Source organism: Empedobacter sp. UBA7252 (assembly GCF_002472765.1).
Lineage (GTDB): Bacteria > Bacteroidota > Bacteroidia > Flavobacteriales > Weeksellaceae > Empedobacter > Empedobacter falsenii_B.
The window spans coordinates 12,653-29,750 of record NZ_DKSQ01000067.1 but is presented as its reverse complement, the minus strand read 5'-3'; the positions used below and the strand labels follow the sequence as shown (position 1 = coordinate 29,750).

Sequence of the window (17,098 nt, the reverse complement as noted above, 5' to 3'; positions counted from 1 at the left end):
TTAACAAGGGGAAGATTACAGTATCTGTTTATAAAATCTAAGATGTAAAAATCTTTATAGATATTATTAATAGGACTACTTCCTTCATAACATAAATAATTATGTTTAGGTTTTAAAAAGCGAATTGATTCTTTTTCGAAGTTATTCTTGATTGTAAAGTGTATCATATTATTTTCGACTTTATCAACCTTTATTTTAATTTCATCCTTATTACAACTCAACAAACCAAATCCTAAAAGTAAAAAGTAAACAATAGATTTCATTGATAATTATTTTCTTAAAGATAACAAAAAAGCGAATCAATTGATTCGCTTTACTTTATTTTAAAACCTTTACTTCTTTTTATCTTAATATTTTATTCTAAGGTTACTTTTCGAATAGGTTTGATGAAAAATGCAATTAAAATTACGGTTAAAATTGTCATTGTTCCACCAAAAATAATTCCTGGAACTAACCCTAAAAATGTTGCAGCAATTCCACTTTCTAAAGCTCCTAATTCGTTAGAAGAACTCACAAATATTGAATTGACAGATGAAACACGACCTTTCAAATTTTCGGGCGTTTTAATTTGTAAAATACTTTGACGAATTACCATCGAAATTGCATCAAAAGCACCTCCAAACATCAAAATCACAAAACATAAATACAGATTTTGACTAAATCCGAAAGATATAATGCAAATACCAAACATTGCGACTGCTCCCAATAATTTTGGTCCAACATTTCCTTTTAATAAACTTGGAATCATCGACAAGAAAAACATCATTATAATCGATCCAATTCCATGTGCTGAACGTAATAATCCAAAAGCTTCAGAACCTTGATTCAATACTTTTTCAACGAAAGCTGGTAACAACGATTCTGCTCCACCAAAGAAAACCGCAAACATATCCAAACTCAAAACAGCTAATATAATTGGCGTTCCCCAAATAAATCTCAAACCTTCTTTGATACGTATCATTGGCGATTCTGTCGATTCTGATTCTGATATTTCTGCTGGTTTTTTAGAAATTAATAATATCATCACCATCGAAATACACATAATTGTAAAAGCGGTTATCAAAGCGGCTTCAATACCAAATTTTGCTAAAATAACTCCTCCTGCCAAAGGTCCTAAAACTGATCCAATCATAAATGCAGACGAAGAAACTGGAATTGCTTTTGTGTAGTTTTCTTTACGGACAACTAAGGCTAAAAGTGCAAATAAAGCTGGTCCGCTAAAGGATCTTGTCAATCCTAAAATGAAAAATGCAAAATAACAGATTCCCAAATAAACAGGAATTCCGATTGCTTGGCGAACTGACGGAAAGTTAACAATCATCAAGACAAAAGAAGCGGTCATAAAACAACCAATACTTCGTACCAAGATCATCCGTTTATCCAATTTATCGACCAATTGTCCCGCATAAAAAGCAGTTAAAAGAATTGGTAAAAACTCGGCTAAACCAATTAATCCAAGAAAAATTTCTTTCTGAGTGACTTTAAAAATTTCGTACGCAACAGACGTACTCTGAATGAATAAAGCAAAGATTAAGGAAAACCTTAAAAATATGAATGGAATAAATTCTTTATTTTTCCAAACGGATGGAACTTTCTCCTCTGATGTCATTTTGTAATTTGAATTTTAAGTTTTTAAATGTACATTGATTTTATTCAAAATTACCTTGATTTTGGATAATAAATTTTGTATAAAATCAAAAAAAATCTTCGTGTATTTCTACCCGAAGATTTTTGAAAGTTTATGATGTATTTTATTGTTTAATTTAAGCGAATTCTAATTGTTTTTTCTCCTCTAATTGAAGACGATATTCGTAAATATCCTCAATTGTCAAAACAGTCATTTCATGTTTTTCGGCAAAATCTATAATTTGCGGAACTTTCGCCATTGTACCATCAACATTTGTCAATTCGCACAAAACTGCTTCATTTCCTAAACCTGCTAATTTCACAATATCAATACTTCCTTCTGTATGTCCTCGACGTTCCATAACGCCTTTTGGACGAGCAATTAAAGGAAAAACATGTCCAGGTCGATTAAGGTCAGTCGGTTTTGCAATTGGATTAATTGCTGTTTTTATCGTTTGTATACGATCGGCTGCAGAAACACCAGTTGTTACACCTTCTTTTGCTTCAATAGTTACTGTAAATGCAGTATGAAAACGTGAGTTATTGTTTTCGACCATAGGATTTAGCTCCAATTCATCTGCTTTTTCTTGTGTAAGACACAGACAAACAATACCGCTACATTCACGAATCAATAAAGCCATATCAGGCGCAGTAATTGTGGAAGCAGGAAAAATGATATCACCCTCGTTTTCACGATTTTCATCATCAATTAATAAAATTCCTTTTCCGTTTTGTAGATCTTTTATTGCATTTGCAATTCTTTCATTGGCTGTTGAGCCAAATTGTGTGATTGTTTTCATTTGATTTTTGTTTTATCATGAAACATCACTTCAGGGCGAAACACATTGTTAAGTAATAAGCTCAAAGTTGTGCGTCATGAGTTTTTCACTCAGAACTTAACACTTATCACTCATGACTTTCAGTTGTGTTCAATTTTCTTCTCTCATCCAGACTATACTGTCGGTTTTGGAGTTTCACCAAATCAGTCCAATAACAGTTGTTAAAGGAGTCGCGGACTATAACCGCCGGTAAGGAATTTCGCCTTGCCCCGAAGAAAATTTCGTTTGTTAATACTAATTTTTTATTTGAAAAATTACCATAAACTTTCGCGAACAAAGTTACAAAACCAAAATGAGTTATTTATAATGAATAAAGATTATTTTGTTTACTATCAATAAAAACCATATCTTCATTAAAACACTAATAAAATGAAAAACAAAGCATTAAGAATAATTCTGAAAATTGGTTATTACGCTTTATGCGGATATTTAGTTGGATTATTAATTTCTTAGATCTCACCAACTGGAACAAGCCAAAACGCACCATTTACATGTATAGCTGGATCAATGACTTTTTTATTTTTTAAAGATTATATCATTCCATATTACAGAAGTCAAATTCAACAAAAATAGATTTTACAAATATTTCTCTACAATCGGTTTGATTTGATTTGCGATAAATTGATATCCTTTTTCATTTGGATGAATACCATCTTTTGAAAGAAATTCTTCTTTAGTTGAATTAAAACGTGAGAAAATATCAATAAATTCTATTTGATTTTGAAGTGCTAATTCTTTTAGCTTTTGATTGTATAATTCAATTTTTTGAGTCGTACGAAATTTACGTTTAGGAACTTTTATTCCATCAACCGTTTTAGAGATTGGTAAAATACTTATCACATAAATGTTAACTGTAAATTCTTTTGCTTGAGAAATTACTTCAAAAAGATTTGATTCAAAATTAACAAGAGAAACCAATTCTAAATCATTTCTTTCAGCTAAATCATTTGCGCCATAAAAAAAGAAAATTAGATTTTCGTCAGGAGAAAAGCGCGCTTTTGTCTCAACTTCAAATCGTTTCATTAAACCTTCTGTTGTCTCTCCTCCTATTCCGAGATTAAAACAATTGACTTCGTTTGCATTGTTATTATAAAACTCAGCATGGCAATAACGTTTCAAAATTTCTACATAACCTCCCAAAACCCCGTCATATTCGCCGTAGGTAATACTATCTCCAAAAAATAAGCAATTTGTCATCATCATCTAAAACAACACTTTATCCTCTTTTCTCAATTCTTCTAAATAAGCAGCTTTTTCGTCACGATAAAATAAATTCATTGTTTCGAATGGAATTAATTTCAAATCTTTGTTGACGATATGTACGCAAGACTTTTTAACAGCACGAACATCAAAATCATGTGCATCCATAAAATTCAAAATGATTATTCGGAACAAATTATCGTAATCTAAATCCAATTCGGGCGCGCAAACTTCTGGTAAACAACAAAGCAACTGATTCATTTTTGGTTGTACTTTATCCACAGAAATTCCTGTGCTAAAAATATCCAACAACTGTACTTTCAATTCTTCATCTTGTTCGTAAACAATTGTATTTTTTGATTCGTTATTCAATAAATCGGCAGGATTTATATAGCGTGTTAACGGAATTACCTCGTCATTTAATTTTAACATATATCCCATTGCCAAAGCATCAGGATTACACGAAACCGGAATAATATCATCTCCATTGAAAAGAGGATATTGATTCAGAATCTCTTGACGAACTTCCGTTAAGGTAATTTTTTCATGAATAGAGTCTTCTCTGTTTCGGCCTGCAATTTCTACAGGTTGAAAAGTAACTCCACGTACACATTTTTGTTTTAAAGCAAAATCGATGATTTTTCCAATTTCATCCGTATTTTTATCTTTTTGAAGAACAACAACCAAAGTTGTAGAAAGATTTAATTCATTCAATTTTTCTAAAGCTTTCATTCGAACATCTGTCAAATCTTTTCCTCGAAAATCTTCTAAAACTTCTTTTTTAAATGAATCAAATTGTAAATAAACTTCAAATTCTGGTGCATAAGTTGCTAATTTTTCTGCAAAACCTGGATCATTCGCAATTCTAATTCCGTTTGTATTCAACATCAAATGTTTAATTGGTTTTGATTTTGCAATTTCCATAATCTCAAAAAATTGTGGATGAATTGTTGGCTCTCCGCCACTAATTTGAACCACATCGGGTTCGCCTTCATTTTTAACAATGGTATCAAACATCGCTTCTATTTGCTCTAAACTACGATGAGAACCGTAATGTGGCGATGACATGGCGTAACAAGTAGGGCACGTTAAATTGCATCGATCCGTCACCTCAACAATTGATAAACACGAATGTTGCTCGTGATCGACACACAAACCACAATCGTACGGACAACCATATTCTACATCTGTCTCAAAATGCAAAGGCATTTCTGATGCTTTATTGTAATTTCTTATGTTTTTATAATAATCGACATCCGTTGCTATTTTTGTTTTGAAGAAACCATGATCTGGACAACGTTTTGTCATAAAAACATTCTCGTCCTCGATAATAATTTTTGCACCAACACGTTTTAAACATTCTGGACAAAGTGAAATTGTATAATCGTAATACGTGTAATTTCTAACCGGCATAATATAAGTTTTAAGTAGATTTAAGTTTTAATGAAAGGTACGATGTTTACATAGATCCACAAACCATTCCTGAAATAATAAGTGTAACCAATGCACACATTCCAAAAATCATTAAATAGTATTTTGAAGATTTACTTTTTCCAGAAATAGAATTTATGATTAGCGAAATTACTGTTCCAACAGCGCCTCCAATAAGTGCAATTACTGCTAAAATTGCTATAATAACATAAATAAAATCGTTTCCAAATCCTCCTTCTGCAAATATTACTGAATATATCATATTAGTTTCCAATTAAAATTAAGCCACAAATTGAACCCGAAGCAAGTAAAATCCCTATTCCCCAAACCATTAGTTTTAGAGACATTTCTACACTTTCTATCTCATTTTTATTCTTTGTAAATAAGTACAAAATAAAACCTGCTACAGAAAGTACAGAACCAATAAGAAGTAAAATAAAAACAATTGTAAATAAAGATTCCATTAGTTAGATTTAAGTTGTGATAACTTAAAGATATAATAAAAAATAACACCAACACAAGTAATTTGAATAGAACTTAATCCTAAAAAAATGGGATGTATTGGTTTGATAAAATCTAAACAGAAACGAAACACAAAATAAGCCAGCATAAAGATTTGAAACAAATATCCAGAAGGATAAATATATTTTTTCTGAACGATTTTTAAAACTATCCAAAGCAAAATAAGGTAAACAATTTCGTACAAAGCAACTGGATGACGTAACAATCCATCGCCTAAATCCATTCCGAAAATAGATGTTGTTTCTATTCCATATGTTTGTTCATAAACGCCTGTTAAAAAGCAACCAATTCGTCCAATTATCATCGCTAAAATCAAAGGAAAAGTAATCAAATCGCCTGTACTTTCTTTGTATCTAATTATCTTTTTTGTGAGTTCTACACCAATTAAACCAAAGGTTAAACCACCTATGATTGTGTTACTTGTCCAGAAAAAGAGAAAAGGATTTTCTGCATCCAAAAGAGCTTGCGGATTTTCTAATGTTCCAATTATTTTAGAGCCCAAAAGCGCTCCAATTAATGCGCCTATAATTATACTAAACGATTGTGTTGTCGATAAACTTGATTTGTTTCGTTTTCGTAGAAATGCATAATAACGCATCGCAATAAAAATTCCGACCGATTCGAGAATAGGATGAACTAAGACTGAGTGTCCAAAAATTTCAATGGATACAGGAAAATCTATTATCACAAATTAATTAGGTTTTGAGTAAAAGTAATTGATTTTATAGAAATAAAAAAAGCGATGTTAAACATCGCTTTTCGTTTATATTTTGAAAATTTTCTTATCTAAATTTTGAAAAATCTCTTGGACGTTTTTCTAAGAATGCATTACGACCTTCTACAGCCTCTTCTGTACCATATGCAAAACGTGTGGTTTCTCCTGCAAAAATTTGTTGTCCAACTAAACCATCATCTACCAAATTGAATGCATATTTCAACATTTTAATTGCTGTTGGCGATTTTGTTAAAATCTCTTGTGCCCAATCAAAAGCAACTTGTTCTAACTCGTCATGCGGAACAACTAAATTTACCATTCCCATATCGTAAGCCTCTTGTGCAGAGTAATTCAATCCTAAGAAAAAGATTTCACGGGCACGTTTTTGACCAACTTGTTTTGCCAAATAAGCCGAACCGTAACCACCATCAAATGAAGCTACATCTGCATCAGTTTGTTTGAAAATCGCATGTTCTTTAGAAGCCAATGTCATGTCACAAACCACGTGCAAAGAATGTCCTCCTCCTACTGCCCAACCATTTACAACGGCTACAACAACTTTTGTCGAAAAACGAATTAAACGCTGAACTTCTAAAATATTCAAACGTCCAACACCATCTTGTCCTTCATAACCTTTTGCACCACGAACGCGTTGATCACCTCCAGAACAAAAAGCCCAACCACCATCTTTTGCAGATGGTCCTTCTCCTGTCAATAAAATTACACCAACTTCACGATCTTCTTCTGCTAATTGAAAAGCATCTAATAATTCGAAAACAGTTTTTGGGCGAAATGCATTACGAACTTCAGGACGATTAAATGCTATACGCATTACTCCATCACATTTCTTGAACGTGATATCTTCGTACTCCTTTACCGTTTGCCAATTGATTGTTGCCATTATATATTTTGTTTTTTGATTAAAAATTTCTCAAAAATAAGATTTATTCATTTTTAAAAAGAATTTTCAGTTATTAATCTCAAGTTTTTCTACGCAATTCTAGCATACGCTGATCTATAATCTCTTGATACTCTTCTTTAATTACCTTATTTTTTGCGCTAAGAGGTTTTATTCATCATAGTGGTATAAAAAAAGACAATCCGAAAAATACGAATTGCCTTTTAATTTGAAAAATATTTAAAAGAATTGTTATTTAAAATCTGCGTCAGAAACGTTTTTATTAATTTCTACTGATTCAATTACTATTTTAGCTGTTTGAGGTCCAGCTTCTGTTAAAATTTCTGTTGGCATTAAAATACCTTCAAAAGTTTTATATCCTTTGTTTATCGTCGTCGCAATCATTTCTCCTTGTGGAGATTTCATTTTTTGTTCAGACTTCATTAACAAGCCAGTTTTTACATCATAATAATCTGTACGAGAAATATCTGCAGCAACAACTTTGTAATATTCAACTCCGTTTTCAGAAACGATTCCTTCTACTTTAGCCGATTTATAACCTTCTGACAATGGTACAAACAAAGAATTTGTTTTCTTTAAAGGATCTGTCATTTCAGCTGGTAAATCAAATTTTTGTCCTTGAAAAACAAACCCTTTCTCACCATCAAAAATTTGTTTAATAATAAGTCCACCTATATTATAACTTACAAAAGTTTTATTAGGCGCAGCAGATTTAGATATATATTCTCCATTTCTACCCATCATGTCAATTTTTCCTTTTTGAGCAATCGATTTTACAGCTTTCACTTTGTCCGTACCACCAATAGCTTTGAAAAAATTATCTGTAATTTGAGCAACTGAAACAGTTGTAGTTTTTGCACCAGAAGTTGGTTTATCTATTTTATTTCCGAAAGAATCGTAGTAATTAACTGAGTAACCTAATTTTTCTAAAGCTGGTGCAATTTGCTCTAATTTACCTGTTACATTGATTTTTGCTTGATCTGGACGGAAATATTTTTTCGAAACACGTAAAACATCATCAATTGTTACAGCATTTATATTTTTGATATAATCTGCATAAAAACTATCTGATAATTGATTTGTCTTTTTCGTTAAAGCCTGGTTAGCAACCGTAGAAGGACTTTCTAAAGTCAAGATAAAGTTTCCTAAGAATTTTGCTTTTACATCATTCAACGTTTGTTGATCAATTTTGTTTAACGTCATTCCTTTAATTTCTTTCATCGTCTCAACGATAGCAGAATCCGTCACTTCGTTACGAACAGTTGCATTAGTATTGAAACGTCCAATGTAACGAGAATCAGAAACTCCACCACGTGCACCATATGTCCAACCATGCGCTTCACGAAGATTCATATTCAATTTCGAATTAAAATCGCCTCCCAAAATAGACGACGCAATTAACGCTGCATAATAATCTGGATCTTTCTTTGTCAACTGAACTGGATACGAAACTGAGACCACAGATTGCACTGCGTTAGGCATATTAATCGCATTTAATTCCGTTTTTGTAACTTCTTCTACTTTTGGAAATGCTGGAATATTTAATTTTCCTGTTTGCCAAGAATCAAAGTTTTTCTCCGCCAATGCTTTTACATCTTTTGTCGAAATATCTCCAACAACAATCAAATAAGCATTGTTTGGTTTGTAGTAGGTATTGTAGTAATCCTTCACATCTTGCAATGTAATTTTCTCAATTTGGGCTGGTGTATCAAATTCTGAGAAAGGATTATTTTTTCCATAAACTAATATATTCGAAACGCGAGATGCTGCTGCTTCTACAGATTTTTCATTCGACTTTAAACCTTCGATGTAACGTTTTTTAACATCAGCAAATTCACTTTCAGTAAAGTTTGGATTCATAGCTCCATCAGCCATATAACCAAAAATCTCGTTAAAATACTTAGTTAAAGAACTTGCAGAAGCTCCTTCTTCCCAAAAATTAACGCGAGCTCCTAAAAACTCAATACGTTTATTGAAATCATCTTTCGATTTTGTTTTTGTTCCTGTTCCCAACATTTCGCCCAACAAAGACTCTGCTCCTTTTTTTGCACCTAATGCATATGGAGGATTATCGATTGTTAATGTAGCAGAAACTCGTGGTAATTTATGATTTTCAACAACGATAACTGTTAAACCATTTTTTAATTTGAATTCGTTCGATTTTCCTAAATTAACCGTCGGTGCTGGACCTGGTTTTGGCATTGGAATCGCCACTTGCGCATTTAAGCTAACTGCCATAAAAGCGATTGCAAGAGATAATATTTTTGTTTTCATAATTCGGTTGTTTTTTATTTTGCAGCTTTTTTAGATTCTGGTAAATAATGAATAATTACACGTTGGTTTTTGTTTAGATACTTTTTAGCAACATTGCGAATATCTTCTCTTGTTACAGATTGATAAACTTTCAATTCTTCGTTGATTTTATTTGTATCTCCGCCCAACATATAAGCATCCGCTAAAGCATGTGCAATGTTTTGAACACCCGATTTTGAAGCCACAAAACTATTTTCAATTCCATTTAAGATTTTTTGGTAATCTTCTTCAGAAATCAAATTTGTTTGAACTTTTTCTATATCTTGTTGTAAATCTCCTTCTAATTTATCCAAAGAAACTTCTCCTTGAGGTAAAATTCCGATTGAATAAATTCCGTAATCTTCCATTTGACGATTGAAAGCAAATATTTGTAATGCTTCTTTTTTCTCGTCAACATATTTTTTATATAAAACTGATGATTTTCCACCTGTTAAATAGCTTGATAACATTTCTAATGCATAAGCATCTTTTGATTTGTTATCTGGCGTACGATAATTAATCGCCAATAAAGGAATCTGAATATTTGCATCATATTCTGTTGCACGAATTTCTGATGTAATTGGATCTTCCTTCTCAACAGTTTTCACAACATCTTTTCCTCTTGGAATTACACCAAAATATTTCTCAATTAATTTCTTTGCTTCGTCTTTATTAAAATCACCCGCAACAACTAATACAGCATTATTTGGCACATAAAAAGTTTGACTAAAGTGTTTGAAATCGTCTAATTTTGCATTACTCAAATCCTCAAAAGAACCAATTACACTCCAACGGTAAGGATGTTTTTTGAAAACATGAGGATTAACCGCTTCTCCGTACGAAAATTTACCATAAGGTTGATTGTCTAAACGAGAACGTTTTTCTTCTTTTACAACTTCTTTTTGTGTATCGACGCCAATTTGATTGATGATTGGTTGACGCAAACGATCAGATTCCATCCATAATCCTAATTCTAAATTATTTGATGGAAAAGTTTCGTAATAATATGTTCTGTCCGTTGTTGTATTCGCATTGTTAGAACCTCCATGAGAAGAAACAATTTTGAACCATTCACCTCTCTTAATATTCTCTGTTCCTTCAAATAATAAATGCTCAAAAAAGTGTGCAAAACCTGTTTTACCAACTTGCTCATCTTTCGAACCTACGTGATACATAACACCTGTTGTAATAACTGGAGCAGAATTATCTTGATGAAGGATAACATGCAATCCGTTTGCTAGAGTATACTCATCAAATTTTATTTGCTGACCAAATAATGCTGATCCTGCAAATAAGATAGACATAAAAATTTTCTTCATTTAGTATTTTTTAAGTTTTTATCTATTATGCTTATGTAACATTAGTAGCAGTTTTTTTGAAAATGTTACACCAAATTTGCATAATAATTAAAAAAAGTAAAATAATACACGTCTATTGATTTAGTAGGCATTTGTATTAATTTACAACAATATTTCATAATATACCTATAGTAATTGTTATTGTATTTGCTATAGATTTGTAAAAATCGAGAGAAAAAAATGGATTTTATAGAGTTTTTTGGTTTTGTAGGTGCCTTCTTCATCGGACTAATTATGGGAGTTCTTGGTGGTGGTGGATCTATTTTAGCCGTTCCTATTTTAGCGTATATTTTTCATTTCGACGAAAAAATTGCTACTGCTTATTCATTATGCATCGTTGGATCGACAGGATTGATTGGAGGAATAAAGCAAGCTTCGCAAAAAATGGTTGATTGGAAAGTCGTTTTTCAATTTGGATTACCAGCTGTTGTTGGAATTACATTGGTTCGTGCATTTTTAATTCCTGCCCTGCCAAGTAATTTATTTTCTATAGGCGATTTTATCGTCACACGTCGAATGGCAATGTTTGGTTTATTCGCTATTCTGATGGTTTTCGCAGCTATTTCTATGTTAAAAGGGAAGAAAGAAGAACAAATTAATCAGAAAAATGATAAGCTAAATCCTCTTTTATTAATTCAAGGATTTTTAATCGGAGGATTAACAGGAATGGTTGGTGCTGGCGGTGGTTTTTTGATTGTTCCGGCATTAATGATGGTTGCAAAATTAGATATGAAAAGAGCTTCGGCAACTTCGTTGGTAATTATTGCCATCAATTCACTTATCGGATTTTTTATTGGTGATGCTTTACACATCAAAATTGATTGGAGTTTTTTGAGTGTTTTCATTGGAATTTCTATGGTTGGAATTCTTGTCGGAACCTACATCAACAAATTTTTACCAGTACAATTTCTAAAACGAACATTTGCAATCTTCATTATTTTAATGGCAATTTTTATGTTCATCGAAGAATTTATAATTCAATAATTTAAAGTATGGAACTGAACGAAAATTTTTGGAACGATAAATACATCACAAATCAAACTGGTTGGGATTTAAAAGCTCCTTCTACTCCACTAAAAGAGTATATCGATCAATTGGAAGATAAAAATATCAGAATTCTGATTCCAGGTTGTGGAAATGCTTACGAAGCAGAATATCTTTTGGAACAAGGTTTTACGAATATTACATTGATTGATATTTCGGAAATTGTAGTCGAAAAAATCAAAGAAAAATTTAAACATAATCCCAATATCAAAGTTCTTCATCAAGATTTTTTTGAGTTAGATGGTGAATTTGATTTGATTTTAGAACAAACTTTTTTCTGTGCATTAGATCCAAAATTACGTCAAAGCTATAGTATCAAAATGAATGAACTGCTAACCGAAAACGGAAAATTAGTTGGTGTATTATTCAACAGAGAATTCGGAAATGAAACGCCTCCTTTTGGAGGTGATAAAACTGAATATCAGACGTATTTCAATGATTATTTTGATTTCAAAGTCATGGAAAATTGTTACAATTCTATTCCGCCAAGAGCTAAAACCGAATTATTTATTAATCTAAAAAAGATTGCCAAATAACCTATGATTTCATTCATAAATTTTAAGTTAACTATCAATCTTATTTGAGTTTAAATAGAAGAAAAGTATCAGAATTCATCCATCAGAGGAAAATTCTAAATTTAAATATTTGTATTTTTACACACTAAATCATTCTTATGAAAATTGAACAAATTTACACCGGATGTCTTGCGCAAGGTGCTTATTATATAGAAAGCAATGGTGAAGTTGCAATTATTGATCCGTTGAGAGAAACACAATCTTACATCGATCAAGCGACAAAAGACAATGCAAAAATCAAATACATTTTCGAAACGCATTTTCATGCAGATTTCGTTTCAGGACATGTAGATTTGGCGCAAAAAACTGGTGCTACAATTATTTATGGTCCAACTGCGGAACCAAATTTTGATACACATATCGCAACTGATGGCGAAGTTTTTTCTTTAGGAAATATAACTATTACAGCTTTACACACACCAGGTCATACCATGGAGAGTACAACGTATTTATTGAAAGATGAAAACGGTAAAGATTATGCAATTTTTACAGGAGATACTTTATTTATTGGTGATGTTGGTCGTCCAGATTTAGCTCAAAAATTAAATACAGACTTAACGCAAGAAAAATTAGCTGGTTATTTATTTGATTCTTTACGAAACAAAATTATGCCTTTAGCTAATGATATTATCGTATATCCTGCACACGGAGCGGGTTCTGCTTGTGGAAAAAACATGAGTAAAGAAACTTTTGATTCGCTAGGACATCAAAAAGAAGTGAATTATGCTTTGAATCCTTCTATGACAAAAGAGGAATTTATTACTGAATTAACTTCAGGATTAATGCCTCCTCCATTCTATTTTCCAGAAAATGTAATGATGAACAAATTGGGTGTTGAATCTTTGGATGTAGTGAAAGAACGTGCGAATAAAGCTTTATTTCCAGACGAATTTATGCAAGTTGCGGAAGATACAAATGCGTTAATTTTAGATGTTCGCGATCCTCAAACTTTTGCAGCTGGATTTATTCCAAACTCCATCAATATTGGAATTAGAGGAAATTTTGCACCTTGGGTTGGTACATTAATCACAGATATCAAACAACCAATTTTGTTAATTGCAGAAATTGGTGAAGAAGAGGAAGCGGTAACACGTTTGGCTCGTGTCGGATATGACAATGTAATCGGATTTTTGAACAATGGTTTCCAAGCTTGGGTTGAGGCTGAAAAAGATTTCGATGAAATTGTTTCGGTTTCTCCAGAAGAGTTTGTAGAGTTAGTTGATGAAACTGAATTAAAAGTTTTGGACGTTCGTAAGCCAGGTGAATATGAAACTTCTCACGTAGAAGGTGCAATTACAGCTCCTTTAGATTTCATCAATGAATCTATGAAATTAATCGATCCTGAAGAAACCTATTTAGTACATTGTGCAGGAGGATATCGTTCAATGATTTTCTCTTCAATTTTACGCGCTCGTGGTTACGAAAATTTGATTGACGTTGCTGGAGGTTTTGGTAAAATAAAAGAAGTTGAAGGTGTTAAAATTGTAGAAGGAACTTCGCCTTGTCAATCAGGAAATAATTCTTGTTCAACGAAATAAACAATTTATTTTAAATAATAACGTTATAGCCTTGGGATAATCAAGGCTTTTTTTATATTCGTCATCTAAATTCATCCAATGAAAAAATTGTTATTCATCGCCTCTCTTTTTACATGTATTACCGCTTTTGCTCAACAGAAAATACATGGAGCTGAATCGTTTGCGTTAACTATTCCAAAAGATTTTCAACGTACAGTTGGGTTAAATGATTATGCAACTATTCAATTTGAAAGTCTTGCTCCAAAGCCGAATTCGTATGGATTTGTGATTTTTGAACACAAAGATGAATTAAAATTGGCAGATTCTAATTTGGATATGATTGATTATACGCTAAATTCTATCGAGCCATATAAAACACAAAAAGGGTTTAATTATATCAAAAAACCTTATGTTGCCTACGAACAGGGATTCAATTATGCTTATACCGAATTTGAAACAAATGATCCCGAATCTGGACATATTTATTTCTTGCAAACTGTAATCGAAACGAAAGAATTTGTCTATCAGATTTTACAATATTGCAGTTTCGAAAATCAAGAAATAATGAAAAGCGATTTTGTCAAAATTGTAAATAGCTTCAAAGTAGAATAATCAACAAAAACCACCCTATTTCGAAAGGTTTTTGTTTTTCTGTTCAATCCAAAGTGACATATATTTTGTACTTTGATGATGATGATGTTGCAAAATTTGACCAATAAAATTTTGATTTCGATGTTGGATTAAATTTGCTTCAATCGATTTAATTTTCTCTAAAAAATCAGCTTCAAATTTATTTTTATTGTAATTCTCGTTCAGAATTTTGATTCCATTTTGTTGAGCAATTTCCCACTCTTTCTCATTATTGTAAAGCAAAATAGCTTTCTCCACAAACGCTTCAAAATCATCTTCTACAAAACCATTCCAATCAAAATTATCTTTCATTGCTTCTGCTCCAATCGTAGTCGTAACCGAAGGAGTTCCAGTTTGCATTGCATCCACAAACTTTCCTTTTACACCAGCGCCAAAATTAATCGGCGCCAACAAAACTTTGTAATTTGACATCGTTTCTTGCGCATTTTCTGCTCTACTTTTGATCAAAAATCGTTCGGAAGGATTATTTAATTGCAAAACTTTTTGCGTTGCATAAGCACCATAAATATGTAATTCAGCTTTCGGAAGTTTCTTTCTCAAAATTGGCCAAATTTCTTTTTTTAAGGTCTGAACACAATTAAAATTAGGTTCATGAATAAAATTTCCGATAAACATAAAATATTCTCTTTCTTCAAAACTTTTCCAAGAATTAATTTTTTCTTCTGTAATTTCATTTTCTAAAAAAGGCAAATAATACAAGATTTTTTCATCAATTTTAAATTGATTTTGTAGAATTTCTATTTCCTTTTTCGAAATCATCAACGATAAATCACAGCGTAAAATAGACGCTATTTCTCGTTTTGCTAAATCAGAAAACAATAAATCTTCTGTAAATTCTATTCCTTTTTTAGCTGCTTCTTGTCGCGCATTTCGTAGAAAATGTAAATCTTCTGTGTCCAAAATTTTCAATGCATTTGGACATTCTTTCGAAACTCGCCAACCATATTGTTCTTCAATCATAAAACGATCAAAAAGAACAATTTCAGGATTTAATTGTTTAATAAAATTATCAAAACTTTCATCATTTAACTGAATTACAACTTCTTTTATTCCTTTCAAAATCAAATCAAAACTATAATCAGATTTTGAAGCAGCGCAGGCAAAAGTTATCTCAAATTCAGCTTTTTGGAAACAATCAATTAACTGAATCATTCGAGTTCCTGCCGCAGAAGAAGTTGGTTCTGGCCAAACTTGACCAATGATTAAAAGTTTTTTCATCCCACAAAATTACACTTTCTGTTTCTTAATTGGAAGATTAAATATTATACACCCAATTTGGCTTATTTTAATGTAAATTTGCAGCTAAAATTATATAAAATGTCTTATCAAACTGTTTTTGAAGAATTTTTCGGGCAAGTAAAATCAAGTATCAAAGAAGGAACTTTTGCAAAACTTACAATGGCCAAAACTATTGGAGATACTGATCTTAAAAATATATTTGTTCGTTTACATCTTTTAGAAAATAATGAGTACAATTTTGCCTTCACATTTCGTTATAAAACCGAAGAAGTTGAGCAATTTCATAGTGTTGAACAGACTTTTTTAATTTTGAGTTCTTACATCAAAAATCCATTTACAAATGCTTTATTATTTACAACTGAAAAAGATTTGATTTTTAAAGTGAACAAAAAAAATGCAGCAAGTTTGACGGAACAAGCACCAACTTTCAAACATGCATCGGATGTGATATTAGAAATGATTGAAAAGAAAATCATTTAATAGACGATTTTTCACATTCAATCTTTAAACAATATAATTTCGTAAATTTGGACTTAATATTTTTCGAAAAATGCTTGGATTAAAACTTTTGACAGACCCACGTTGGGCTGATATTGCGGAAAGAAATTTAGAAGAAATTTTAACAGATCATGCGTGGTGTGAACAAAAAGCGGCGACAAACGCGATTACCATGATTGCGTATAATTCTGAACATGACGAATTTATTCAGGAAATGTCGGATATTGCAATCGAAGAAATGCAACATTTCAAAATGGTTGTAGAAATTATCGAGCGTCGTGGATACAAATTAGGTCGCGAGCGAAAAGATGATTATGTTGGTCAATTGATGAAATTTTGTAAAAAAGATGGTTCTCGAAATATGGCTTTTGTTGATCGTCTATTATTTGCAGCGATGATTGAAGCAAGAAGTTGTGAGCGTTTCAGAACATTATCTCAAAATATAAACGACGAAGAATTAGCAAAGTTTTACTATGATTTGATGGTTTCGGAAGCGAATCATTACACAACTTTCTTAAATTTTGCTCGAAAACTTTCAACTGATGTTGATGTGGACAAACGTTGGAAAGAATGGTTGGATTTTGAAGGAAATTTGATTCAATCTTACGGAAATAAAGAAGCTATACACGGATAGAATTTAGATAATAAAAAAGTGAAATCAAGATTTGATTT

The 17,098-nt window shown here is 31.7% G+C and carries 18 protein-coding genes and 1 riboswitch; of the genes, 6 read left to right on the top strand and 12 right to left on the bottom strand.

Going from position 1 to position 17,098, the window contains the following annotated elements:
* The 11 genes from B2X73_RS09865 to B2X73_RS09815 all read right to left on the bottom strand — a co-directional run.
* On the bottom strand, window positions 1-263 hold a 263-nt coding region (locus B2X73_RS09865; RefSeq protein WP_291048153.1), incomplete at its 3' end, for a hypothetical protein.
* Window positions 264-355: 92 nt separating this feature from the next.
* On the bottom strand, window positions 356-1,609 hold the full coding sequence (locus B2X73_RS09860) for an MFS transporter (protein ID WP_286496264.1): 1,254 nt from the start codon (window positions 1,607-1,609) through the stop codon (window positions 356-358).
* Between the two features lie 154 nt (window positions 1,610-1,763).
* Window positions 1,764-2,426, bottom strand: coding sequence for a 3,4-dihydroxy-2-butanone-4-phosphate synthase (ribB, locus tag B2X73_RS09855; RefSeq protein WP_114999705.1), 663 nt, complete (start codon window positions 2,424-2,426; stop codon window positions 1,764-1,766).
* A gap of 131 nt (window positions 2,427-2,557) precedes the next feature.
* A riboswitch (FMN riboswitch) is annotated at window positions 2,558-2,686 on the bottom strand.
* A 355-nt stretch (window positions 2,687-3,041) separates the two neighbouring features.
* Window positions 3,042-3,662 carry an SGNH/GDSL hydrolase family protein gene (locus tag B2X73_RS09850; RefSeq protein ID WP_115002005.1) on the bottom strand — a complete coding sequence of 207 codons (621 nt, stop codon included), beginning with the start codon at window positions 3,660-3,662 and terminating at the stop codon, window positions 3,042-3,044.
* 6 nt (window positions 3,663-3,668) lie between these two features.
* Window positions 3,669-5,078, bottom strand: coding sequence for a radical SAM protein (locus B2X73_RS09845; RefSeq protein ID WP_280037369.1), 1,410 nt, complete (start codon window positions 5,076-5,078; stop codon window positions 3,669-3,671).
* A 46-nt stretch (window positions 5,079-5,124) separates the two neighbouring features.
* Window positions 5,125-5,358, bottom strand: coding sequence for a hypothetical protein (locus B2X73_RS09840; protein ID WP_114999703.1), 234 nt, complete (start codon window positions 5,356-5,358; stop codon window positions 5,125-5,127).
* Between the two features lies 1 nt (window position 5,359).
* Window positions 5,360-5,560 (bottom strand): hypothetical protein, encoded by a 201-nt coding sequence (locus B2X73_RS09835; protein ID WP_114999701.1) that lies wholly within the window; start codon window positions 5,558-5,560, stop codon window positions 5,360-5,362.
* Complete coding sequence (locus B2X73_RS09830) at window positions 5,560-6,306, bottom strand: prolipoprotein diacylglyceryl transferase (RefSeq protein ID WP_312067361.1); 747 nt, start codon at window positions 6,304-6,306, stop codon at window positions 5,560-5,562. Before B2X73_RS09830 ends, B2X73_RS09835 begins: the two co-directional genes overlap by 1 nt.
* Window positions 6,307-6,400: 94 nt before the next feature.
* Window positions 6,401-7,234 (bottom strand): 1,4-dihydroxy-2-naphthoyl-CoA synthase, encoded by an 834-nt coding sequence (locus B2X73_RS09825; protein WP_114999699.1) that lies wholly within the window; start codon window positions 7,232-7,234, stop codon window positions 6,401-6,403.
* Between the two features lie 249 nt (window positions 7,235-7,483).
* Window positions 7,484-9,526 (bottom strand): M16 family metallopeptidase, encoded by a 2,043-nt coding sequence (locus B2X73_RS09820; protein ID WP_286496265.1) that lies wholly within the window; start codon window positions 9,524-9,526, stop codon window positions 7,484-7,486.
* Between the two features lie 14 nt (window positions 9,527-9,540).
* Window positions 9,541-10,863 (bottom strand): M16 family metallopeptidase, encoded by a 1,323-nt coding sequence (locus B2X73_RS09815; RefSeq protein ID WP_219035009.1) that lies wholly within the window; start codon window positions 10,861-10,863, stop codon window positions 9,541-9,543.
* A gap of 219 nt (window positions 10,864-11,082) precedes the next feature.
* Between B2X73_RS09815 and B2X73_RS09810 the strand changes: the two genes are divergently transcribed.
* The 4 genes from B2X73_RS09810 to B2X73_RS09795 all read left to right on the top strand — a co-directional run bounded on the left by B2X73_RS09810 (window position 11,083) and on the right by B2X73_RS09795 (window position 14,650).
* The gene (locus B2X73_RS09810) at window positions 11,083-11,886 is read left to right on the top strand and encodes a sulfite exporter TauE/SafE family protein (protein ID WP_219035008.1); all 804 of its coding nucleotides are present in this window, start codon (window positions 11,083-11,085) and stop codon (window positions 11,884-11,886) included.
* A gap of 8 nt (window positions 11,887-11,894) precedes the next feature.
* Complete coding sequence (locus B2X73_RS09805; RefSeq protein WP_286496266.1) at window positions 11,895-12,482, top strand: methyltransferase domain-containing protein; 588 nt, start codon at window positions 11,895-11,897, stop codon at window positions 12,480-12,482.
* Window positions 12,483-12,619: 137 nt separating this feature from the next.
* Window positions 12,620-14,059 carry an MBL fold metallo-hydrolase gene (locus tag B2X73_RS09800; protein ID WP_286496268.1) on the top strand — a complete coding sequence of 480 codons (1,440 nt, stop codon included), beginning with the start codon at window positions 12,620-12,622 and terminating at the stop codon, window positions 14,057-14,059.
* 78 nt (window positions 14,060-14,137) lie between these two features.
* Window positions 14,138-14,650, top strand: coding sequence for a hypothetical protein (locus tag B2X73_RS09795; protein ID WP_180906231.1), 513 nt, complete (start codon window positions 14,138-14,140; stop codon window positions 14,648-14,650).
* Between the two features lie 15 nt (window positions 14,651-14,665).
* On the opposite strand, the gene B2X73_RS09790 is transcribed toward B2X73_RS09795, so the two are convergent.
* A complete protein-coding gene (locus B2X73_RS09790) occupies window positions 14,666-15,907 on the bottom strand; it encodes a glycosyltransferase (protein WP_219035006.1) in 1,242 nt (413 codons plus the stop codon).
* 99 nt (window positions 15,908-16,006) lie between these two features.
* Here B2X73_RS09790 and B2X73_RS09785 point away from each other — a divergent pair, with 99 nt between their 5' ends.
* Both B2X73_RS09785 and B2X73_RS09780 read left to right on the top strand, forming a co-directional pair.
* A complete protein-coding gene (locus B2X73_RS09785; RefSeq protein ID WP_219035005.1) occupies window positions 16,007-16,408 on the top strand; it encodes a hypothetical protein in 402 nt (133 codons plus the stop codon).
* Between the two features lie 70 nt (window positions 16,409-16,478).
* Window positions 16,479-17,060: a tRNA-(ms[2]io[6]A)-hydroxylase gene (locus B2X73_RS09780; RefSeq protein ID WP_115001228.1), complete on the top strand. Its 582-nt coding sequence runs from the start codon at window positions 16,479-16,481 to the stop codon at window positions 17,058-17,060.
* Window positions 17,061-17,098 lie beyond the last annotated feature (38 nt).